This window comes from Aquimarina intermedia, assembly GCF_008124785.1.
Lineage (GTDB): Bacteria > Bacteroidota > Bacteroidia > Flavobacteriales > Flavobacteriaceae > Aquimarina > Aquimarina intermedia.
Window position 1 is genome coordinate 209,485 of the sequence record NZ_VNHU01000006.1, and the last position, 21,691, is coordinate 231,175.

Genomic DNA, 21,691 nt, shown 5'->3' on the forward strand with positions numbered 1-21,691 from the left:
GTTATATTATTATTACTGTATCATAACTACTCATTTTTTAGTCTTTTAAGAACTCATAAACAATAATATAAAGTAAGTTCATTGTGAATTACGTATCGATAGAAAATATAGCCAAATCTTTTGGGGAACGAGTACTTTTTAAGAATATCTCTTTCGGAATAAATGAAGGACAAAAAATTGGATTTGTTGCTAAGAACGGAACCGGTAAAACGTCGTTACTTAATATCGTTGCCGGTGGTGAGCATCCCGATGAAGGACAAGTGGTGTATCGTAAAGATCTAAAAGTTGCTTTCTTGCCGCAAGAACCGGATCTGGATCCGACACTTACTATAGAACAAACAATTTTTGCCGCTGATAATGAAATTCTAAGAGCGCTCAGTGCATACGATAAAGCATTAAAAAATCCCGATGATGCAGATGCATACCAGAAAGCCTTTGAGCGTATGGAAGTTTTAAATGCCTGGGATTTTGAAACACAGTACAAACAAATCTTATTTAAATTAAAATTAGAAAATCTGGATCAAAAAGTAGCGATGCTTTCTGGAGGCCAAAAGAAGCGTCTTGCACTCGCCAATATACTTCTTAGCAAACCAGATTTGTTATATCTCGATGAGCCTACCAACCACTTGGATCTTGAAATGATAGAGTGGCTCGAAGAATATTTTGCAAAAGAGAATTTCACGTTGTTCATGGTAACGCATGATCGGTACTTTTTGGAAAATGTGTGTAATGAAATTGTAGAGCTCGAAGATGGTCAGTTATACACCTACAAAGGTAATTACGCCTACTATCTTGATAACAAAGAAGCTCGAGTTACAAATGAGCAAATCAACACCAATAAGGCTAAGCAGCTCTATAAAAATGAATTGGCCTGGATGCGTAAGCAACCCAAAGCTCGAACTACAAAATCCAAATCTCGTATTGATGATTTTTATGAAATCAAAGAACGAGCTCATAAGCGGCGTAACGACCATGCGATCGAATTAGAGATCAATATGGAACGTATGGGAAGCAAAATCTTAGAATTGCATAAAGTTTCTCATAGCTTTGAGGATCTGGTTATTCTGGATAAATATGAGTATGTTTTCAAAAAAGGGGAACGCATTGGTATTATTGGTAAAAATGGAACCGGTAAATCTACCTTTTTAAATATGCTGACAGGTGCGATAGTTCCGGATCAAGGTAAGATTATTCTTGGTGAAACCATAAAATTTGGATACTACACTCAAAAAGGAATAACTATCAAAGAAGGTCAAAAAGTAATTGATGTTATTAAAGAGTTCGGAGAGTATATACCTTTAAAAAAAGGAAGACAAATCTCTGCGCAACAATTATTAGAGCGCTTCCTGTTTGATCGTAAAAAACAATATGACTTTGTAGAGAAGTTAAGTGGTGGTGAACGTAAGCGATTGTATCTATGCACCGTTTTAATTCAAAATCCAAATTTTCTTATTCTCGATGAACCGACAAACGATCTTGACATCGTAACCCTCAATGTTCTTGAAAATTTCTTACTTGATTTTCCCGGATGTTTATTGGTTGTATCCCACGACCGGTACTTTATGGATAAAATCGTAGATCACTTGTTTGTCTTTAAAGGTAATGGTGTCATTGAGGATTTCCCCGGTAATTACACCGATTATCGTATTTATGAAAGCAGCAAAATTCCCGAAGCTACTGTGGTCCAAAAAGAAGCGACAGTCGGTAACACAAAAAGCAACTGGAAAAAAGAAGCGACACCTAGTTTGTCGTATAAAGAACAAAAAGAGTTCAGTCGCATTGAACGTGATTTAAAAAAATGGGAACTGAAGAAAACTGAATTAGAAAAAGTTTTTCTCGACACTTCGCTATCTCAAGAACAAATTAATGAGGCTTCTTTAGAACTTCAGGAAGTTATTAAAAACATAGAAGAAGGTGAGATTCGCTGGTTAGAGCTTTCTGAAAAGATGGAGTAACCCTTCCCTAATGATTTTTGGTCTAAAAAACAGAATCCGGATATGTTTAAAATAGTTTCGTATGCTAAATTTTTGTTACGATCGACTAATCAGCACGGCGTACATTCACCTTTTGTATATTTGCTCATTACTCGTTGTTTGTATGTCCGAAAAAGAAAGGCAACAGATCATCAAGTAAAAAAAATCTGCAAAAATTCTAAAAATCTTTCCGTCAAAGAATCAAGGCTGTTACTTAGACTTATCTCCTATCTGGACATACAAACCGTTTTGGTTCTGGGTAAGGATCAACGAAGCTTAGCGCAAGTGATGGAATTATATACCGGTAATTTAACTATTGACACCGCTTTATCAAGCGCACCGTATGATTTAATAATCGCTGAAAGCAACGAGGTAGCTGAAGCAAACAACGCTATCACAATGCTTCTAAGTGCAATGCATAATGATAGCATTCTAGTACTGCGTGGTATTCATTCAGATCCTGATAGTGAAACTTTATGGCAGACATTATGTAAAAACGAAAGCGTTACTGCCTCTATTGATTTATATAGGGTGGGACTTTTATTTATACGAAGAGAGCAGCTACAAGAACAATTTACCATTCGGTGGTAACACAATACCCTCAAAAATATCGTCGCAAAACCGATATAATTGAGGGTATCTCCTCTAACTAAAAATTACTTATCTGATACAATCTATTTAAACATGCGGACAAATAGACCTTTACGCTTGTGATATTGTAAATCTTTGAGATCCAAAGAACGTTGCTTTTCAAAAAGACAAATCTCTTCGATAAATTCATCATACGTTTGATTACGCTCTTCCAGAAATCCAATAAAATATTTTTCTGATACCTCAACACCTTGTGCCTTTTCGATCGCCAAAAGCTTATTATACATATCACTTATTGTTTTAATTGCAGAACGAGGCGGATATTTTCTTCTTGCGAAAAATGAATGAATAACTTCTTTATCATCTGTTTTAACTTCAAAATCAGTAATCACCCAATAATACCGTCCGTCTTTAGCCAAGTTCTTAACTAACGCATGAATATTTTCTTTTTTTTGAAGGCGTTCCCATAACCACTTAAAAAGAACCTTGGGCATATCCGGATGGCGAATTGCATTATGCGGCTGACCTATAAGCTCATGCTCGCATAACCGCTGATCTCCATAAAATAGTCATTTGCATATTCGATTGTTCCATTTGGATTAGTTTTACTTATAATCGTCTAGCTAGGATCCAAGACAATTTCTTCCATAACAGGCGTGGGTTTGCTAATTATTGCCATAGTTGTATATATAAAATTATCAGCCTCAAAGATAAGAGCACCTTTTCTGTCGAGATATGATATTTATCAGTGTATATGAATTTTAAGGTTTTAGTCGGTCTGTTATGTAACTAATCAATCAGGATTGCGTCTTATTTTAAGAACTATAAATAGCTTAGTAATCCAATTATGTGAAGTAGCTATCTTATATTTCAATCAATTGTTATATTTTGAAGCCTACAACTTACTGCTGGCGCACTAAATTAGTTTTATGGGAAATGTTATCGAAATTCGCGAAATTGTTAGAAACTTTCAACTGGGACAGGAAACTGTACATGTTTTAAAAAATATTGATCTCGATATCGAACGTGGAGAATACATGGCAATTATGGGGCCTTCTGGTTCAGGAAAGTCAACCTTAATGAATTTGCTGGGATGCCTGGACACGCCAACCTCAGGTAGCTATATTCTGAACGGTAATGATGTAAGTAAGATGACAGATGATGAACTGGCCGAAATAAGAAACCGTGAGATTGGATTCGTTTTTCAGACTTTTAATCTTTTGCCCCGTACGACTGCCTTAGAAAATGTAGCCTTACCGATGGTCTATGCCGGAGCTTCTAAAAAAGAGCGTACTCTGCGTGCCGAAGAGGTATTAAGCGATGTTGGATTAGCAGATCGTATGGATCACAAACCAAATCAGTTATCCGGAGGACAACGCCAAAGGGTGGCCGTAGGTCGTGCATTAGTCAATAAACCATCAATCATTTTAGCAGATGAGCCTACAGGGAACTTAGATTCTAAAACTAGTTTGGAGATTATGCAGTTATTTGATGCTATTCATAAAGCGGGAAATACTGTAATTCTGGTGACGCATGAAGAGGAAGTGGCTGCACATGCACACCGTGTCATTAGATTGCGAGATGGGATGATTGAAAGTGATACCCGTAATTCGATATGACAGCAGTAATTTTGCGTTAGGGATAGCAGTGTAAATCCCGAAGTCGTACTAATGCGACAAGGATTGTAACGAATAGCCCGCCCGAACGCCATACTTTTAAAATACTTGGTAGCCTAAACTCCTTATGTATCATGCATTGAGATTATTTGTATTTTGCGACAAATTTTAAATCTTGTTGCATGCAACCTCTACAAATACTACTCTTAATTGGGGGATACTTTGGCGTACTCATATTGATTTCATACGTTACCGGTAAACAGTCAAATAATGATGCTTTTTTTAAAGCGAATCGGCAATCTCCCTGGTATATTGTAGCATTTGGGATGATAGGAGCTTCGTTAAGTGGAGTGACGTTTATCTCGGTACCAGGTTGGGTTGAGGCTTCTCAATTCAGCTATATGCAAGTAGTGCTGGGCTATATTTTGGGTTATGCAGTGATCGGAACAGTTTTATTACCTTTATATTATAAACTTAATCTCACCTCGATCTATACGTATCTAGAAGGTAGGTTTGGTCCGAAAGCATATAAATCAGGAGCTAGTTTCTTTTTGCTTTCCAGAGTTGTCGGTGCGAGTTTCAGATTATTTTTGGTAGCAAATGTTTTACAGAGCATTTTGTTTGATGCCATGGGTGTTCCTTTTTGGATGACGGTTATCATAACCATACTCTTAATCTGGTTGTATACCTTTAAATCAGGAATAAAAACCATTGTTTGGACCGATACGCTCCAGACTCTTTTTATGTTGATAGCAGTGGGCGTGGCCATTTATTATGTATCAACAGACTTAGGTGTTAAAAGCACAGATTTATTAGGTTACATCTTAGATAGCGATTTATCAAAGACGTTTTTCTTTGATGATTTCAAAAGCGCTAATTATTTTTGGAAACAATTCATTTCCGGAGCATTTATTGCCATTGTGATGACCGGATTGGATCAAGATATGATGCAAAAGAACCTAACGTGTCGTAGTCTAAAAGATGCTCAGAAGAATATGTTTTGGTTTACCATCGTCCTGACAGTTGTAAATTTTATATTTCTTGGTTTAGGACTATTACTTACACAATACGCAGCACAAAACGGAATTGATGCTGATAAAGATCAATTATTCCCCGAAATCGCTACGCAAGGTACCTTGGGTATTGGGATCGCACTTTTCTTTATTTTAGGTCTTATTGCCGCTGCGTATAGCAGCGCTGATAGCGCGCTTACTTCTTTGACTACTTCTTTTAGTATAGACATACTGGATATTGAGAAAAAATATGATGTTGATAAACAAGTTGCAATACGCAAGCGAATTCATATTCTCTTTTCGGTAGTTTTAATACTTGTAATTGTAGCGTTCAAATATATTATTAAGGACGAGAGTGTCATCGCAAAACTATTCGTTTTTGCAGGCTATACGTATGGACCACTACTTGGATTATACGCCTATGGATTATTTACCAAGTGGAAAGTCTATGATAATTTCGTACCCATGGTTGCGATACTCTCTCCTATCCTATCTTATATTATTAGTGTAAATAGTGAAGCCTGGTTTGGTTTTGAGTTTGGATTTTTTATCCTCATACTAAACGGACTTCTTACGTTTTTAGGTCTAATACTGATTCGAAGACAATAATACCAAAGTACATGCAACTTCTATCTCTATAGTGTTATCTTTAAGTATTTTGTACAACTCAGGGTTTTCTGTTCCCGGATTAAAAATTACCCGGTTTGGATGAAGGGAAACTATATAATCATAAAACTCCTCTTGTCGTTTGGGGTTGAGATATAACGTAATTGTATCAATATCTGTGTAAGGTAGTTTTTGGGTATCTATCGTAATTCCTGCTACTTCACCTTTGCGAAGACCTAATGCTACGGTATCTATATTGTGATTGCGCAAGCGATTAATGGCTAAGAAAGAATAACGATTCGGTTTTAAGGAAGCCCCGAGTACTAATGTTTTTTTCATAAATCTTTTATTTTGAGTACAAAGTAAGAGTACTATTTGCTGCGTTACAGCAAGCAAACGTTAAAATCTATTTAGAATATGTTAAAGTAAGAGTTGCGCTGTAACATTACAAATTACCACTCGTCTTATTAGTAAGATATGATTTTTCATAAATTTAGTTAGTTAATTACTTAATAATCAAATTTTATTCATAGTTGATGGTTAGTGTTACTATTTGATTATTATAGAAAGCCGCCCCTTTAATTTGAGGCGGCTTTTATTTTTTTAAAAAAGTACTCTAACGGTTGTAACAAATTTTAATGATGATCGTCTTACCTATAATTGCGCTTAATCACCGCAACAAAATAAACAACACGCATATGTACTTGGTATAACAAAGTACAATGCAAAACATTAATCAATCAAAAAATGAACAAATGAAAAAGCTAACACTTTATCTAACAGCTATCTGCACCCTGATACTTACCAGTCTGCTATCTGCTCAACCACAAAACCCTGATCTTCTAGGCTCTGTTAAAGGGAGAGTCATTGACAAACTTCGGAAAGAGCCAATCCCTTATGCAACAATCGTTATACAGGATCTTAAAGAAGAGATTATTAGTGGTGGCATTACTACTGAATCGGGGGAGTTCCTTGTAAATGACATTCCAAATGGGAACTATACCTTGAAAATCCAATTTATAGGCTATGCAAGTTATGCTACACCTATTTCCATCAACCGAAAAAATAGAAATTTTGACATTGGTACCATAGAATTGCTGGAAGAGGCGGAGTCACTTGATGATGTTACCATTGTTGCCGAGCGCACGACCATCGAACAAAAAATAGATCGTAAAGTAATTAACGTTGGTAAAGATCTTACAACTACAGGAGGTAGCGCAGCTGAGATTATGAACAACATCTCATCGGTGAATGTTGATCAGGACGGTAATATTACCTTGCGTGGCAATCAAAACGTAAGAATTCTTGTAGATGGTAAGCCCACTAATATTAGCGCTGCACAGCTATTAAAGCAAATTCCGTCAACATCAATTAAAACCATCGAATTAATTACAAATCCGTCTGCAAAATATAATCCGGAAGGGATGAGCGGAATAATTAATATTGTACTCCACAAAAACAGTAATATCGGACTTAATGGAAATATCAATTTCGGGCTGAACTTTGATAAAAATGCACGATTTAATAGTTCAATTGACTTAAATTATCGCAGTGGTAAATTCAACATTTATGGTAACTATGGTAACAGCTCTCGTAAAAGTTTAGGTGCAGGTTACGTGTTTAGAGAGGATGAAGACTCTCAACAATTTTTCTCATTTCTCGATAATACAAATTCTCATTTGTTTAAGGTAGGAATTGATTACTACCTAGATGATCACAATACCCTTTCTTTCTATACGAATCAGAATATTTATGATGGGGGTACCACGGGTACAACCGATATTAGGTTTGTTGAAAATCCACAAAATAATTTATCGCAACTTTTATTCAATCAAGGAGAAAATATTGGTTCGACCTATAACTTTGATTACAAACATACGTTCAAGGAAGAAGAGCACAGCATCGAACTTGAGGTAGATTACAATGTCTTTGATGAGGATAAAACCGATCAATTTCTCTTTACCGGCAATACAGCCTTTCTTCAAAACTACACCGACCTAATCGATAACAAAAGAGAAAATACGACTATAAACTTGGATTATATCAATCCAATTTCAGAAACTGATAAACTTGAGATTGGTTACGAAGCGCGATTAAGAAGAACTGAAAACGGATACATTTCATCGCTTTTTGCAAATTCTGATTATGCGTATGATCGTGACATCCATTCAGGATATGTTACCTATGGAAAAACATTAAAAAAATGGTCTTACCAGATTGGTGCCCGTGTAGAAAGCTATAAGGTTACTGCTACGCTGGATAATGAACGAATTTTTGAAGATGATTATGTTACCGTATATCCTTCTGCATATATAAATTATACTCCGGAAGAAAAAAACAGTTATCAATTAAGTTATAGTCGTCGTGTCGATCGACCAGGATTAAACCAAGTGAACCCAATACGAGAATGGAGTACGCCAAGAATTATATCGATCGGTAACCCAGCTTTGGATCCACAATTCACAAATTCGATTGAATTTAATTATACTCGTAAGCTAGAAAAAGGATCGCTTACGGCGGGTGTATTTTACAGACTCATCAATGATGAGATTAACCAAACGCTTTTAGAGAATCCAGACGTCGAGGACGGACAAATTCTAACTTTTGATAATTTTGACAATAATACAGCTTACGGATTTGAACTATCATCAAATTATAAAGTAGCTACATGGTGGAGTTTAAATGCTAGTGTTGACCTCTACGGACAAACACAGAAAGGAGTTGTTGGAACAACTACGAGAGAGGTTGATGCGTTTGTATATAATTTTAGATTAAGCAACACCTTCAAAGCGACTAAGAATTTAAGTTTTCAACTTTTTGGATTTTATAGAGGTCCACAAGAAGGTATTCAATTTGAAACTGAAGAATTCTATTTTGTAAATACTGGAGCACGCTATAGTTTTCTTGATGACAAAGCAACCTTTAGCATCAACTTCAATGATATTTTTAATACGCAAAAATTTAGATTTAACAGCGATGTACCCTATACGCAGTTCGGTCAGTTTCAAGGAGAAACACAATCAGTGTTCTTAGGTTTATCATATCGTTTTGGGAGCGGTAAAAACAGAAAGGTGTCTAGAAAAAATAGAGATAAAAATGAAAAGTCTGGAGGCGGTATTTTATAATATATGTTAAAATGCAATAAAATGGCATCCATTTTGTAACACCTATAATATTCTATCGTTTTTAGTATAGAAGATAATATGGTTATGATTTATTTGAATTAGCCTTTAAGAAATTTAACCAGAAAAAACGCGAGACTTCAAGGTCTCGCGTTTTTTTGTATTCTAGCCGGGTAGTATTACCACTTAATGATAGCGCTCCCCCACGTAAATCCACTTCCAAATGCAGCTAATACTACGAGGTCCCCTTCTTTTATCTTACCATTTTCCCAAGCTTCTGTCAAAGCAATAGGAATAGATGCGGCGGTTGTATTTCCGTATTTTTGAATATTGTTATACACCTGATCATCTGATAATTTAAATTGCTTTTGAACAAACTGTGAAATTCTCAAATTAGCTTGATGCGGAATCAACATATCTATATCTGCCGCTGTAAAACTATTAGCTTGTAGCCCTTCATTAATCACCTCTGAAAAACGAACTACTGCATTTTTAAATACAAATTGTCCGTTCATATATGGATAATAAGGTATATCCTCCTGAGGGTTCTCTTCTATTATTTCAGGCACCCAATGTTCTGTACTTGGCCCCATAAGTGATAGCTCTTTTGCATGAGCACCTTCACTATGCAAATGTGTAGAGAGAATTCCACGGTTTTTGTCCTCACTACGTGTAAGGACTGCTGCTCCTGCACCATCCCCAAATATCACTGACACCCCACGACCGCGTGTGGTCATGTCCAATCCTCCACTATGGTTCTCACTACCGATTACCAACACGTTTTTATACATTCCTGTTTTGATAAATTGATCTCCAACCGATAAAGCATAAATAAATCCGCTACATTGATTACGAACATCCAAGGCCGGGATTGTTCTCATATTCATCAAATCCTGTACCTGTACCCCTCCTCCAGGAAAATACATATCGGGGCTTAAGGTGGCAAAAATTATAAGATCAATATCCTCATTGGTAAGCTTTGCTCTTTCGATGGCAATTTTAGCGGCTTTCACACCCATCTTGGCCGTACTATTACCATCTCCCTTTTTGATATGGCGTCTTTCTTTAATTCCCGTACGTTCTTGGATCCAAGTATCATTGGTTTCCATCACTTTAGACAAGTCATCATTAGTAACCACATTCTCTGGAACATAGCTCCCTAATCCTGATATTTTTGAAGTATACATATATTTTAAGTGTGTATTGTACGTAATTATCAATAATTACATCTTAAATTTAAAAAACTGCAGAGCAAGATATGTATATTAATGGTTTTGATAAAAGAATCTTGCCTAATATTGTATGCACGCATACTAAATTTTTGATCTTCAATAACTAATAGAGAAATTTTTTTACTATTCCTCCACTATAAAATCCTGTACTTCTTATTACAAAAAGCGAAAGGCACGCCAACCACAGCATGCCTTTCTAACAACCTAACCAATAAATAAACAAACCAGGCTAGTCGGGCGACTAGCTACAGGTACCTTTCAAAATTTTTAACCTCAACCGTGGCTTTTAGATCATGTAATAAGTTGTAAAGTCCAAAAAATGTTCTGTTGATATAGAGAAAGTGCTTACTCCCTCTATTTCCATTCATTTTTCTCAACTCCGTATCATTAGAATATTTTTCACTTAATTCAGTAATACCATTCCAAAATGTTTCATCTGCAAAATCAAACGTTTCCTTGTTAAAAGGTGTCGTAAAAAGACTTAACATTTCATAGAACAATTTAGAGAAATAAGCAGTCTCTTTTTCGGAATCATCTTTCCGAAGAATTTCTAATTCATATAGTTTCTCTGCAAAGAATTCAGGATTATCAATATTTTTTCTTTCTGCCAATTCAAAATATGGCGTGTAAAATTCCATAGGCACTTGTTTCACACATCCAAAATCAATAGCAATTAAATTTGTTTCACTATCCACTAAGAAATTTCCTGGATGTGGATCTGCGTGCACGGCTTTCAAAATATGCATTTGATACATATAGAAATCCCATAACGCCTGACCAACTTTATTGGCTTTTTCCTGATTCGTATTAACTTTGGCAAATTCACTCAAATGCATTCCATCCATCCAATCCATGGTAATCGTTCGCTCACTTGAGAGTTCCTCATAGTACTTGGGAAACTTTAAGTTTGGAATAACCTCACATGCTTCGGAGATTTGTTTGCTTTGTTCAACTTCTAAAATATAATCTGTCTCCTCGAGCAACTTGCCTTCTACTTCTTTGAAAAACTTCTCAGAATCGTTACCCTTTAAATTAAACATTCTGATTGCAATAGGTTTAACCATTGCTAAATCACTACTGATACTGTCTGCAACTCCAGGATATTGAATTTTCACAGCAAGTTCTTTCCCAAATTTGGTTGCCTTATGTACCTGACCGATACTCGCAGCATTAACCGATTGAGTTGCAAACGTATCATATAATTCTTCAGGATATTTATCTAAATATCGTCTAAAAGTTTTTCTCACCAAGGGAGCGGATAATGGAGGAACACTGAACTGTGAGAGTGAAAATTTTTCTACATAAGCACTAGGCAACAAGCTTTTCTCCATCGATAACATTTGAGCAACCTTAAGTGCACTCCCCTTTAAGTTTTTTAAACCATCATATATATCAGAAGCATTGTTCTCGTTCAACTGATCTCGAGACATGTCTGGATTGATGGCTTTCTTACCGTAATATTTTAAATAATTACCTCCAACCTTCACACCTGTTTTTACAAGTTCTGTGGTTCTTCCTAATTTAGAAACAGGTATTTTATCAATTGTCTTCATAAGTAATTTATTAGTAAAAAAAGTCTCAAGTTTTACATGGTTCTTTCTTTCCAAAGAAACTTGCCGAGATCTAAAATATTAGTAAGGGGCGTGTTATCAAAAACATCAAAAATCGTATTTACAGATTTTTCTATTGCAACATCTGTTTTTTCAAAACCTGCTGAGGCATCATCCATCCAAAACTTCAGTAAGAATAAAAATTGAATCCATGCACCCTCAGAAAATAGACTTGTAGGGTTTTTAGTAATTTTGAATTGTTTATCTTCATTATCCTCTGCTATCAATTCACTTGCAAAACTCTTAATCTGCTTACGCAATCCTTTGAGTTGTTCCATATTTTTTAATGCCCTGTCATGCTCACTTAAAGCGAAAAGAATATAACTTCTGTTTAAGGTCAACATCTCAAAAAAACTGTAAAAGAAAGTCAACATTTTCTCCCTGCTAGTAAATTGATCATATGCTTCATTAGCATGTGCAACTTCCATCGTTTTATCAAAAAGAATTATCCAAATTTCTTTTTTTAAACCGTCAATATTTCCAAAATGAGCGTAAAAATCAGTTTCCGTAATTTTATTTGCTTTACAAAACTTATAGATTGATTTAGGATACATCTCATGTTCCAGCACATACTCCATATACATTGTAATAATATCAAACTTTGAAGGTGCTTTTTTTGCGGTTGTTTTCTTTTTTGTGGTTGCCATGATTTTTAAAGTTTGATGTAAAATTACTGATTGTTTATCTTTTAAATAAAAAAGTTAAACAAATTGTTTGTTAAAGTTCTTTCAGAAATTTTGAAACTATCTCAGTACTGATAAGCTATATATGAAGTCGTTACAATTACGAAGAGCTTACACAATCATTGTAAAATGTCAGTTTGTCAGCATGTTGATCTTGGTATTTTTTTTGACCTACTCTATTGACAATAAATAAGTGAATAACAAAAAATATAATTCTATATGGCTACAGGAAGTATTAATGTATCAGTGGAGAATATCTTTCCTTTGATTAAAAAATTTCTTTATTCTGATCACGAGATCTTTTTACGAGAATTAATTTCAAATGCAACAGATGCTACGTTAAAACTAAAGCACCTTTCTAACATTGGAGAAGCTAAGGTTGACTATGGTAATCCAATGATCGAAGTTAAAGTTGATAAAGAGAAAAGACAATTACATATTATTGATCAAGGTATCGGGATGACCAAAGAAGAGGTCGAGAAATACATTAATCAAGTTGCTTTCTCCGGAGCAGAGGAGTTTTTAGAAAAATATAAAGACAGCGCCAAGGATTCTGGAATCATTGGGCATTTTGGACTTGGTTTCTATTCTGCCTTTATGGTTGCTGATAAGGTTGAAATTATTACCAAATCATTTAAGGACGAACCTGCTGCGCATTGGACATGTGACGGATCTCCCTCTTACACGATTGAATCCGCAGACAAACAAGATCGTGGAACCGAGATCATTCTTCATATTAGCGAAGATGAATCTGAATTTTTGGAAGATTCTAAAATATCAGAATTACTAACCAAGTACAACAAGTTTATGCCGGTTCCAATTAAGTTTGGAACAAAAACGGAGACCTTGCCTAAGCCAGAAGATGCTAAGGAAGAAGATCCTGCGCCTACCCAAGAAGTAGATAATATAATTAATAATCCTAATCCGGCGTGGACAAAGCAACCAACAGAACTAGAAGATCCCGATTACAAAAGTTTCTATAGAGAACTGTATCCTATGCAGTTTGAAGAACCACTTTTTAACATTCATCTAAACGTGGATTATCCTTTTAACTTGACCGGAATTTTATACTTTCCTAAGTTAGGACAGGATATGAACATGCAAAAAGATCGTATCCAGCTGTATCAAAACCAAGTTTTCGTTACTGATAATGTTGAAGGAATTGTTCCAGAATTTTTGACCATGTTACGTGGTGTTATCGATTCTCCTGATATCCCATTAAACGTATCACGTTCATATTTACAAGCTGACGGAGCTGTTAAAAAAATATCGAGTTACATAACGCGTAAAGTGGCGGATAAGCTTTCTTCTTTATTCAAAAATAACCGTGAAGATTTTGAACAAAAGTGGAACGATATTAAAATTGTTATCGAATACGGAATGCTTTCTGAAGATAAATTCTTTGAAAAAGCTGACAAATTTGCGCTGTATCCGACTGTAGACAACACCTACCTTACTTTTGAAGAGTTACAAGAGAAAATAAAGGATACGCAAACCGATAAAGATGGTAAAACAGTTATTCTTTATGCATCAAACAAAGATGAGCAACATGCTTACATTGGAGCGGCAAAGGATAAAGGCTACGAAGTTCTTTTACTTGACTCCCCTATCGTTTCTCATTTAATTCAGAAATTAGAAACCAGTAAGGAAAACATTTCTTTTGTACGGGTTGATGCAGATCATATCGATAATTTGATCAAAAAAGACGAAGAAAAAATCTCGAAGCTGTCTGATGAGGAAAAAGAAGCGTTAAAAACAGATTTAGAGCAGGTGGTGCCTAAAGAAAAGTATACCGTTCAGCTGGAAGCAATGGACAGTAATGCCTCACCGTTTATAATCACACAACCCGAGTTTATGCGTCGTATGAAAGAGATGCAGCAAACCGGCGGCGGCGGTGGTATGTTTGGTATGGGTGGTCTCCCGGAAATGTATAATCTGATTGTCAATACAAATCATGAATTAATCAGTCAGATCCGCGAAGCCAAAACGGATAAGAAAAAAGAGCGTCTGATTAAACAATCATTAGACTTGGCTAGATTATCACAGAACTTACTAAAAGGTGAAGAACTCACCAATTTCATCAAACGAAGTTTTGAAATGATTAAGTAAATAACACTTATTAGTGTCAAAGAGAAACCCCGTCCAGACTAGATCCGGACGGGGTTTTATTTTGATTCTTACCTAGAAATCTTTTTTAAGATGCTTTGCTAAAAACCCCATCATGGCTTTGTACATCTCAATACTATTTTCTTCTTTGGCAAAGCCATGGCCTTCATCATATTTGACCATATACGGAGTTTCAAATCCTTTTGCACGTAAGGCGCGTACGATTTGATCGGATTCGTCTATATTAACTCTGGGGTCATTTGCACCTTGAACTACAAAAAGTGGTTTTTTAATTTTATCAATCTGAAAAACGGGCGATACTTCTTTCATTATTTTATTTTCCTCAGCGACATCTTCATCATACCAGATCTCTTTTATGATTTTCAGATAAGGTTTCCAATAAGGAGGGATGGTCTTCATAAAAGAAAATAAATTCGATACCCCTACATAGTCCACTCCGCAACAATACAAGTCCGGTGTCTTGGTCAATCCTCGTAAAACAGCATAACCACCATGGCTACCCCCGTAGATTGCTATTTTCTCCTCATCAATCCAACCCTTGCTTATAACATATTGGATACCGTCTTCGACATCATCCATCGCTTTTCTACCAATTTGTTTAAAACCGGATTCTAAAAATTTTCTTCCATAGCCTCCAGAGATTCTAAAATTTATTTGGAGTGTAGCATATCCTCTACTGGCGAATAATTGATTCTCCGGATTAAAGCCCCAAGTATCTCGTATACCTTGAGGTCCACCGTGCGGATTCACAATCAATGGAACTTTTTGTGAAGGTTTTATATTTTTGGGTAGGGTTAGATAGCCATATATTGTTATCCCATCACGACTTTTAAATGAGATCGGTTGCATGGTGGCCATATCTTCTTCCTGTAATTGTGGCATTAAGTTGTAGAGCAGTTCAAATGAATCCTCTTCTACATCATACACATAATACACTCCGTATAATACATCACTTTGTATAAAAATTAAGTATCTATCTTCATTATCGGTTTTATCAGCGATAGCATACTGCTGATCTGGAAAGCGGTTGGAAATGACAGTATGTAATTTTTTATAGTAAGTACTAATCGGTACGATTACTTTTTTCTCTCCCTGAAATGAAAAATAATCAAGTTCAAAATTACGCTTTCTTGACAAGCCCAACCCCGACACATCATAAAGAGGATCAGAAAATAATTTTTTGATTATTTTATCTGCTTTAAGATCATACAGGTATATTTCTGACCGATCACTCGTCAAATTAGAAACCACGTAGGCTTCGTGTTTCTTTTCTGGCCTATATGAGAAGCTTTTAATCGAAAATGTATCTTTCCAATTAAGTTCTTTTAAACACTCATAGTTATCTGTTTCCTTAGCATAATAAAGATCTATGTCCACCCCATTGCGCAATCGGGTAAAACCTCTTAACTCTCCATTTTTATCGAAAATATAATCCATAATAGGATGTTCGATATCATCATTAACGTATAATTGTTGCAGTGCTCCTGTATTAACGTTAATACGATAGGGCTCAAACACTTCCTTATTGGTCTTATTCATTCCAATAATAATATGTTCTTTATCCTCTTTGAGCATTTGCAAGATTTGAACCTGAACGCCATCGAATGGGGTAAGTTCCTTTGTATCTGATCCGTCAACATTGGTAGCAAATATGTGGTAATTCTCATCTCCACCGGTATCCATTACAAAAATCAAACGATTTTCATTAGCCCAACCATATCCACGTATTAACTCCTCTTGCTCTTGAATCGCCTGCGTGATCTTCCCATCTTCTAAATTCTTAACGTACACATGATTCTTCTTAAGCGCATCTTTCTCTTGATATGAGAGATATTTACCATCGGGAGATAATTGAAAACTTTTAGCTTTTGGTTTAGCAAAATAATCTTCTATTGTATAGGCGTAAGTTCCATGTTCCTGAGAACTCAATGTCAACAAATCTTCTGGAGAACTTACCAGAGAAACATCTCCGGGTACTTTTTTTTCACTCTTAGTATCTTGATCCGTCATAAACTATGATAATTTTGATTTTTTTGCTTCAAACTAAATCAAAAATACCACTATGAATTAAGAATACATAATGGTTATATATTTTTAAAATCGGAGCAAGCTCTTGGATTAAAACACTATGATACCAAATCATTCAAATTTACAACGATATCCTATTGGCTTACTGAAATTGATTATATGTTACAATTATCATAATATTCAAAAGGTGGTGTAAGCTTTTTGTACTTTTAAGGACTAAAGTTTCTAATTCAAAAACAACCTGAAAATGATCAAAAAAATAACCTTGATTCTTATAGCTGTAGCCATCACAAGCTGTAATACATCAAAAAAAGAGGAAACTAAAGATGAATCTGCTACTCAAGAAATTATGCCGGTTGAGCCTGATGGAGGTATCGGTGATGGCGCTGTATCCATCTCTGATAACTACGTGAGTGCTATAGAAATTGCACATAAAAAAAATGAATTCATCGATAACAAGATGGTAAGTTTTAATGTTAACCTTCTATTTGGAGGACAGCAGCGACTAGATGCTAAAGTAACTATGCTAACCAATTCATCAAAAATAAGAATTGACAAAAAAGATGGGAGCAAATTAATTTTTGATGGCTCTGATGTTTATTTATGTCCAATGGATGCAAATGATAAAGGAGCGAGATTTGACATGTTTACCTGGACTTACTTTTTTGGTTTACCCTATAAGTTAAGCGATGAAGGGGCTAATATCGTGATGGCTGATGATAAGAGTCTTGATGATAAAATTCATAGTACAGCAAAAATGACTTTTGAGCCTGGTACAGGTGACGCTCCTGATGACTGGTATGTGCTATACAAGGATAATGAATCTAATTTATTGAAAGCTGCTGCATATATAGTAACCTTTGGAAATAAAGAGGGAGAAGAAAAAAAACCGGAACCCCATGCGATTCAATATAAAGATTACCAAATGGTGGATGGAATTCCTGTAGCAATGCAATGGGAATTTAATAACTGGTCAGCAGCGAATGGAATGGCAGAAAAACTGGGAGAAGCAACAATAAGCGATGTAACTTTTATGGAGGAGGAAAGTGATTTATTCGCTACACCAGAGAATGCTAAAAAAATTACGATGTAGCAAACCCTAGCTTTAGATATCAAAAAAAATACCGCCACACAGCGGTATTTTTTTGTATATTTAAGTATATGATTCAATGTCTTTACTAATTCTGTCATGACCACCTTATTTAAAAAGCTAAAATTACCATCCAGCCTAGATGAAATTCTTATTTTAAATGAGCCGGAAGGCTTTGCTTCAGAGCTGGATAAATTGCAGAATATTAGTATTAAGGAATCCTTGGTACAGGTCTCAGAAGTTGACTTTGCCATTGTATTTGTAACAGACATCAAAGAAATTGAAAACAGAATTGAGACCTTGTATCCAAAACTCATAGGAGATGCAATACTTTGGTTTGCACACCCTAATCAGAATTCGAAACGTTTCATTTCAAATATTTCCTCCTCATATGGTTGGGGCATTCTTGATGACTATGATCTAATAGCTGTTAAAAAGCTAGCGATCAATAAGGACTGGGAAGGTATACGTTTTCGAAAAGCAACGTATACTAATCCCTATATGAGACTGAAACAAAAATTCTTAAATAAAAGAAAATCTTCTATCACTAAAACTCCAAAAACTACATGAGTTGGCATTTATATCTACTGTCCTTTATCCTAATTATTGCAGGAATTTTTCACTTAATAAAACCAAAAGCATTTATGCGAATTATGCCACTCTATCTACCGTATAGAAAAACTTTGGTTTATCTAAGTGGTCTTTTAGAAATAACGCTTGGGATACTTCTCATCACTATGGAGTTTAAGATTTACGTCTTATGGTGTATCATCCTTTTATTAATTCTGTTTTTTCCCGTTCATGTGCATATGATAATCAATAAAAAAGCAGGTTTGAACCTACCCAAATCTGTGTTGATTTTTCGTTTTTTTCTTCAGTTTATACTGATTTACTGGGTCTATCAATATTTATAATATTCTCAAAATGGCATATTCCTTTTTTGATAATGCTCAAGAATCAATACAATTACCTATGCAGGATGCTATAGTTGAATATCATCCGACTTTCTTGAATACTGATAAGGCTAATGATCTCTTTACCTATTTGCATAAAACTGTTCCTTGGCAACAAGATCAAATTACGGTATATGGCAAAACATATATGCAACCGAGATTAACCGCACTATATGCAATTAATAAAAACCCATACAAGTATTCTAACATACGTATGTATCCACATGAATTTCCTGCGATATTAATGGATGTTCTTGATTCTGTAAATAAGATTAGTAAGGAACAATTTACGACCTGTTTAGTAAATTTGTATCGAGACGGACAAGATAGTAATGGATGGCATGCTGATGATGAAAAAGAATTGGGGCCTGATCCAATCATAGCTTCCTTAAGTTTGGGAGAAGCACGCTGGTTTCATTTAAAACATAAAACAAATCCATCACTAAAATATAAATTGAAGCTCACTTCCGGGAGCTTACTGCTGATGAAAGAAGGTTCTCAAAAAAATTGGCTACATCAACTACCCAAATCTAAAAGATTCACTGAGCCGCGTATTAATCTCACTTTCCGAAAGATTCTCTAAAAAAATAGGTGGTTATTTAAAATATTATGATGTCAAATAAATGAGATCTGACCTCATTATGGCCTTATGTTCTCATCAACCAATCTTTGGATTGACCAATAGGTTTGGGATTATAATCATCCTTGATAAACAAAATTAAGGACACAATAAATAAGGTGATATGGGTTGTAACCAAGCTTTCTTCTTTGACATCTAATAAAAATAGTACGGTTCCAGAAAACAAAACCATAGCGGTTAGCAAAACAGGTTTTGTAAAAAAACCTAACAATAAAAATGAACCAATGATAAACTCGACAAAGGGGACTAAGGGCGCTAAAGCTTCTAAGACCTCAAAACTAAAAAAAGATGCATTGCTAAAAAACATATCTAGCTGTACTAAAAAGCTAGAATAATCAAAAACATTATAGGCTGCGTGAACTACTAAGTATGATCCAAAAAGGATGCGGGAACAAGCGTAGAAAAAAACTCTAAATCTCATAGAACAGAACAAGGTTTTATTTTGGACTTACAAATATAACGCCCGCTTAAAATATTACAGCTTGTACAATTCGCCAGAAAACTTGTATAATCTCATTGATAAATGATGTTATAAACATACGCAAACGTTTGCGTAAAATTTTACTTGTGTATTTGAACGATTGTAATCTCATCATTTTTTTGTAACTTTAAAAGAAACAAAAGTTATGACGCGTTATTCTTTGCATGAAATTTTTGTCGTTGACCAATACTCTTCAGATAATTGGGAAAAAGAACCTCATAACCACAACTATTTTGAAATCATTTTTATCGAGAATGGAAGAGGATACCACACAATTAATGGAATTAAAACACCTTACCATCCCAAGAATATCTTTCTTCTAGCTCCCGAAGACACTCATCATTTTGAGGTGCTCCAACCCTCTACTTTTACCTATTTCAAGTTTACCGAATTACTTTTTTCCAGCAAAGTTAATTTACCGGATCGCAAATATTGGTTGCAACGTATTGAACAACTATTGCATCATCCTAACATTATTCCGGGTGATGTAATATGTAAAGAAGATGACCGTGCTATTGTTTGGGATATACACGATTTGGTATTGAAGGAATTTAAGAATGAAAAAATTTATTATCAAGAAATTATCTCAAATGCGATCAGTACAATTTTAAGCCTGATTGTACGTAATATATCTGAAAAACATAATTATGAAGGTGATTCTAAGGTGGCTTCTCCCTCTAAAATAGATCAGATTTTAAGCCATATTAGACAAAATGTATATGATAACGAGCGTACTAAAATAAACTTCTTATCCAATAAATTCAATATGTCTCAAAGTTCGATAAGCACCTATTTCAGGAAAAAAACAGGAGAATCTATTCATCAGTATGTTACCAAATACAGAATGAAATTAGTAGAATATCGCCTACAGCATACCGAATTTACTATTGCAGAAATTGCCTATCAGCTTGGTTATACCGATGAAAGTCACCTAACCAAAACATTTAAAAAATATTTTAACATGTCTCCCAAGCAATATCGCGACGAAGTGAGCACATCGTCGGTAAATGATTAGGGCTTGTCAGCACTGGATTACTTAAAAATTCTATTTAGTACCGCTGCTAACCTTGCGCCTCCTTTTTCTAACTGCTCTTGTACCAACTCAAAGTTATCGTACATATATCTATACCCTAAATTCTCTCCAATTTGAGCAGAGGCATACACCTTTTTAGCCATGTTTTGAGACTCATAGCTCCAATCTATCACTGATCCCTTAGTAATTTCTTTGAATTCCTTCTTAGAAAAATGAGTTGCGTTATCAGCCAGCTCTGTATAGCTCATTCCGTAATGATTGATCATTTCACTATCCCATACACGATGTAAATTTGATCCCTTCTTAAACCATTGTACCTGAACATCATTACCACCTTTATCTTCGCCTCTACCTACGTGTAAAGGCTGATGCAAATCTCCAATAAAATGCACAAGCATTTTCAGATAAAAAGCTTTATCCTCTTGCGTGCTTGTCTCGGCATTTAATACGTCAATACACGTTTGTATTCCTTGAATAATATCTCCACCCTGATAAGCTGTCTCCTTACTATACCGCTCTCCAAATTTGAAATTGACATAATGCCACGGTCCGAACTTCCTAAACTCCTTATCGCTCTTAATATCATCTGCATAAGTAGAAACTTCTGCAATCGAATTACCATCAAGTAATAAGCGAATCTTACGAGTTGCACGCTTGGTCAAATATTTTTCAGCAATTTTAGCCGTAGTTCTATGTCCGGTTTTTCCCCAGTCCTCCTCGGCCATACATAGATTAACCATCAAACTTGCAAAAACAACCAAAAGTATCCTGTGATATTTCATTCTTAAATTTTGAGACAAAGATAAAAAAGGGTATGTTAGTGCACTATTAAAATATAAGTTTTCGTTTAGCTAAAAGTATATATTTTTCCATAAAATTACGTTTAATTAAAT

The 21,691-nt window shown here is 35.2% G+C and carries 18 protein-coding genes; 10 read left to right on the top strand and 8 right to left on the bottom strand.

The annotated features are described in order from the left end of the window. Positions 1–83 precede the first annotated feature (83 nt). A complete protein-coding gene (locus tag BD809_RS10720) occupies positions 84–1,955 on the top strand; it encodes an ABC-F family ATP-binding cassette domain-containing protein (protein WP_148782968.1) in 1,872 nt (623 codons plus the stop codon). Between the two features lie 42 nt (positions 1,956–1,997). Beyond that, positions 1,998–2,564, top strand: a complete 567-nt coding sequence (locus BD809_RS10725; protein WP_148782969.1) for a hypothetical protein — start codon at positions 1,998–2,000, stop codon at positions 2,562–2,564. An 83-nt stretch (positions 2,565–2,647) separates the two neighbouring features. Here BD809_RS10725 and BD809_RS10730 read toward each other — a convergent pair whose 3' ends face one another. Next, on the bottom strand, positions 2,648–3,058 hold the full coding sequence (locus tag BD809_RS10730) for a hypothetical protein (RefSeq protein WP_246131505.1): 411 nt from the start codon (positions 3,056–3,058) through the stop codon (positions 2,648–2,650). Between the two features lie 435 nt (positions 3,059–3,493). Between BD809_RS10730 and BD809_RS10735 the strand changes: the two genes are divergently transcribed. After that, positions 3,494–4,183, top strand: a complete 690-nt coding sequence (locus tag BD809_RS10735) for an ABC transporter ATP-binding protein (protein WP_148782970.1) — start codon at positions 3,494–3,496, stop codon at positions 4,181–4,183. A gap of 179 nt (positions 4,184–4,362) precedes the next feature. Beyond that, entirely contained in the window at positions 4,363–5,802 is a 1,440-nt protein-coding gene (locus BD809_RS10740; RefSeq protein ID WP_148782971.1) for a sodium:solute symporter, read from the top strand. Here the strand turns inward: BD809_RS10740 and BD809_RS10745 are convergent. After that, on the bottom strand, positions 5,779–6,138 hold the full coding sequence (locus BD809_RS10745; protein ID WP_148782972.1) for a CoA-binding protein: 360 nt from the start codon (positions 6,136–6,138) through the stop codon (positions 5,779–5,781). The genes BD809_RS10740 and BD809_RS10745 overlap by 24 nt on opposite strands. A 416-nt stretch (positions 6,139–6,554) precedes the next feature. Between BD809_RS10745 and BD809_RS10750 the strand changes: the two genes are divergently transcribed. Continuing rightward, positions 6,555–8,924: an outer membrane beta-barrel family protein gene (locus BD809_RS10750; RefSeq protein WP_148782973.1), complete on the top strand. Its 2,370-nt coding sequence runs from the start codon at positions 6,555–6,557 to the stop codon at positions 8,922–8,924. A gap of 176 nt (positions 8,925–9,100) precedes the next feature. On the opposite strand, the gene BD809_RS10755 is transcribed toward BD809_RS10750, so the two are convergent. The 3 genes from BD809_RS10755 to BD809_RS10765 form a co-directional block, all read right to left on the bottom strand. Further along, on the bottom strand, positions 9,101–10,108 hold the full coding sequence (locus BD809_RS10755; RefSeq protein ID WP_148782974.1) for a 3-oxoacyl-ACP synthase III family protein: 1,008 nt from the start codon (positions 10,106–10,108) through the stop codon (positions 9,101–9,103). A 290-nt stretch (positions 10,109–10,398) separates the two neighbouring features. Next, positions 10,399–11,706: an ABC1 kinase family protein gene (locus BD809_RS10760; protein ID WP_148782975.1), complete on the bottom strand. Its 1,308-nt coding sequence runs from the start codon at positions 11,704–11,706 to the stop codon at positions 10,399–10,401. Between the two features lie 32 nt (positions 11,707–11,738). Continuing rightward, entirely contained in the window at positions 11,739–12,410 is a 672-nt protein-coding gene (locus BD809_RS10765; protein WP_148782976.1) for a TetR family transcriptional regulator C-terminal domain-containing protein, read from the bottom strand. Between the two features lie 255 nt (positions 12,411–12,665). Between BD809_RS10765 and htpG the strand changes: the two genes are divergently transcribed. Next, on the top strand, positions 12,666–14,555 hold the full coding sequence (gene htpG, locus BD809_RS10770; RefSeq protein WP_148782977.1) for a molecular chaperone HtpG: 1,890 nt from the start codon (positions 12,666–12,668) through the stop codon (positions 14,553–14,555). Positions 14,556–14,627: 72 nt separating this feature from the next. Here the strand turns inward: htpG and BD809_RS10775 are convergent, their stop codons facing one another. Beyond that, a complete protein-coding gene (locus BD809_RS10775; RefSeq protein WP_148782978.1) occupies positions 14,628–16,583 on the bottom strand; it encodes a S9 family peptidase in 1,956 nt (651 codons plus the stop codon). A gap of 265 nt (positions 16,584–16,848) precedes the next feature. On the opposite strand from BD809_RS10775, the gene BD809_RS10780 reads away from it, so the two are divergent. From BD809_RS10780 to BD809_RS10795, 3 genes are all read left to right on the top strand, one after another. Next, complete coding sequence (locus tag BD809_RS10780; protein WP_246131506.1) at positions 16,849–17,694, top strand: DUF6503 family protein; 846 nt, start codon at positions 16,849–16,851, stop codon at positions 17,692–17,694. A 96-nt stretch (positions 17,695–17,790) separates the two neighbouring features. After that, the gene (locus tag BD809_RS10785; protein ID WP_211356712.1) at positions 17,791–18,261 is read left to right on the top strand and encodes a hypothetical protein; all 471 of its coding nucleotides are present in this window, start codon (positions 17,791–17,793) and stop codon (positions 18,259–18,261) included. A 354-nt stretch (positions 18,262–18,615) separates the two neighbouring features. Beyond that, on the top strand, positions 18,616–19,227 hold the full coding sequence (locus tag BD809_RS10795) for an alpha-ketoglutarate-dependent dioxygenase AlkB family protein (protein ID WP_148782980.1): 612 nt from the start codon (positions 18,616–18,618) through the stop codon (positions 19,225–19,227). Between the two features lie 64 nt (positions 19,228–19,291). Here BD809_RS10795 and BD809_RS10800 read toward each other — a convergent pair whose 3' ends face one another. Continuing rightward, entirely contained in the window at positions 19,292–19,705 is a 414-nt protein-coding gene (locus BD809_RS10800) for a DoxX family membrane protein (RefSeq protein ID WP_148782981.1), read from the bottom strand. Positions 19,706–19,910: 205 nt separating this feature from the next. Here BD809_RS10800 and BD809_RS10805 point away from each other — a divergent pair, with 205 nt between their 5' ends. Then, positions 19,911–20,780, top strand: coding sequence for an AraC family transcriptional regulator (locus tag BD809_RS10805; RefSeq protein ID WP_148782982.1), 870 nt, complete (start codon positions 19,911–19,913; stop codon positions 20,778–20,780). A gap of 17 nt (positions 20,781–20,797) precedes the next feature. Here BD809_RS10805 and BD809_RS10810 read toward each other — a convergent pair whose 3' ends face one another. Then, positions 20,798–21,580 (bottom strand): S1/P1 nuclease, encoded by a 783-nt coding sequence (locus BD809_RS10810; RefSeq protein WP_148782983.1) that lies wholly within the window; start codon positions 21,578–21,580, stop codon positions 20,798–20,800. Positions 21,581–21,691 lie beyond the last annotated feature (111 nt).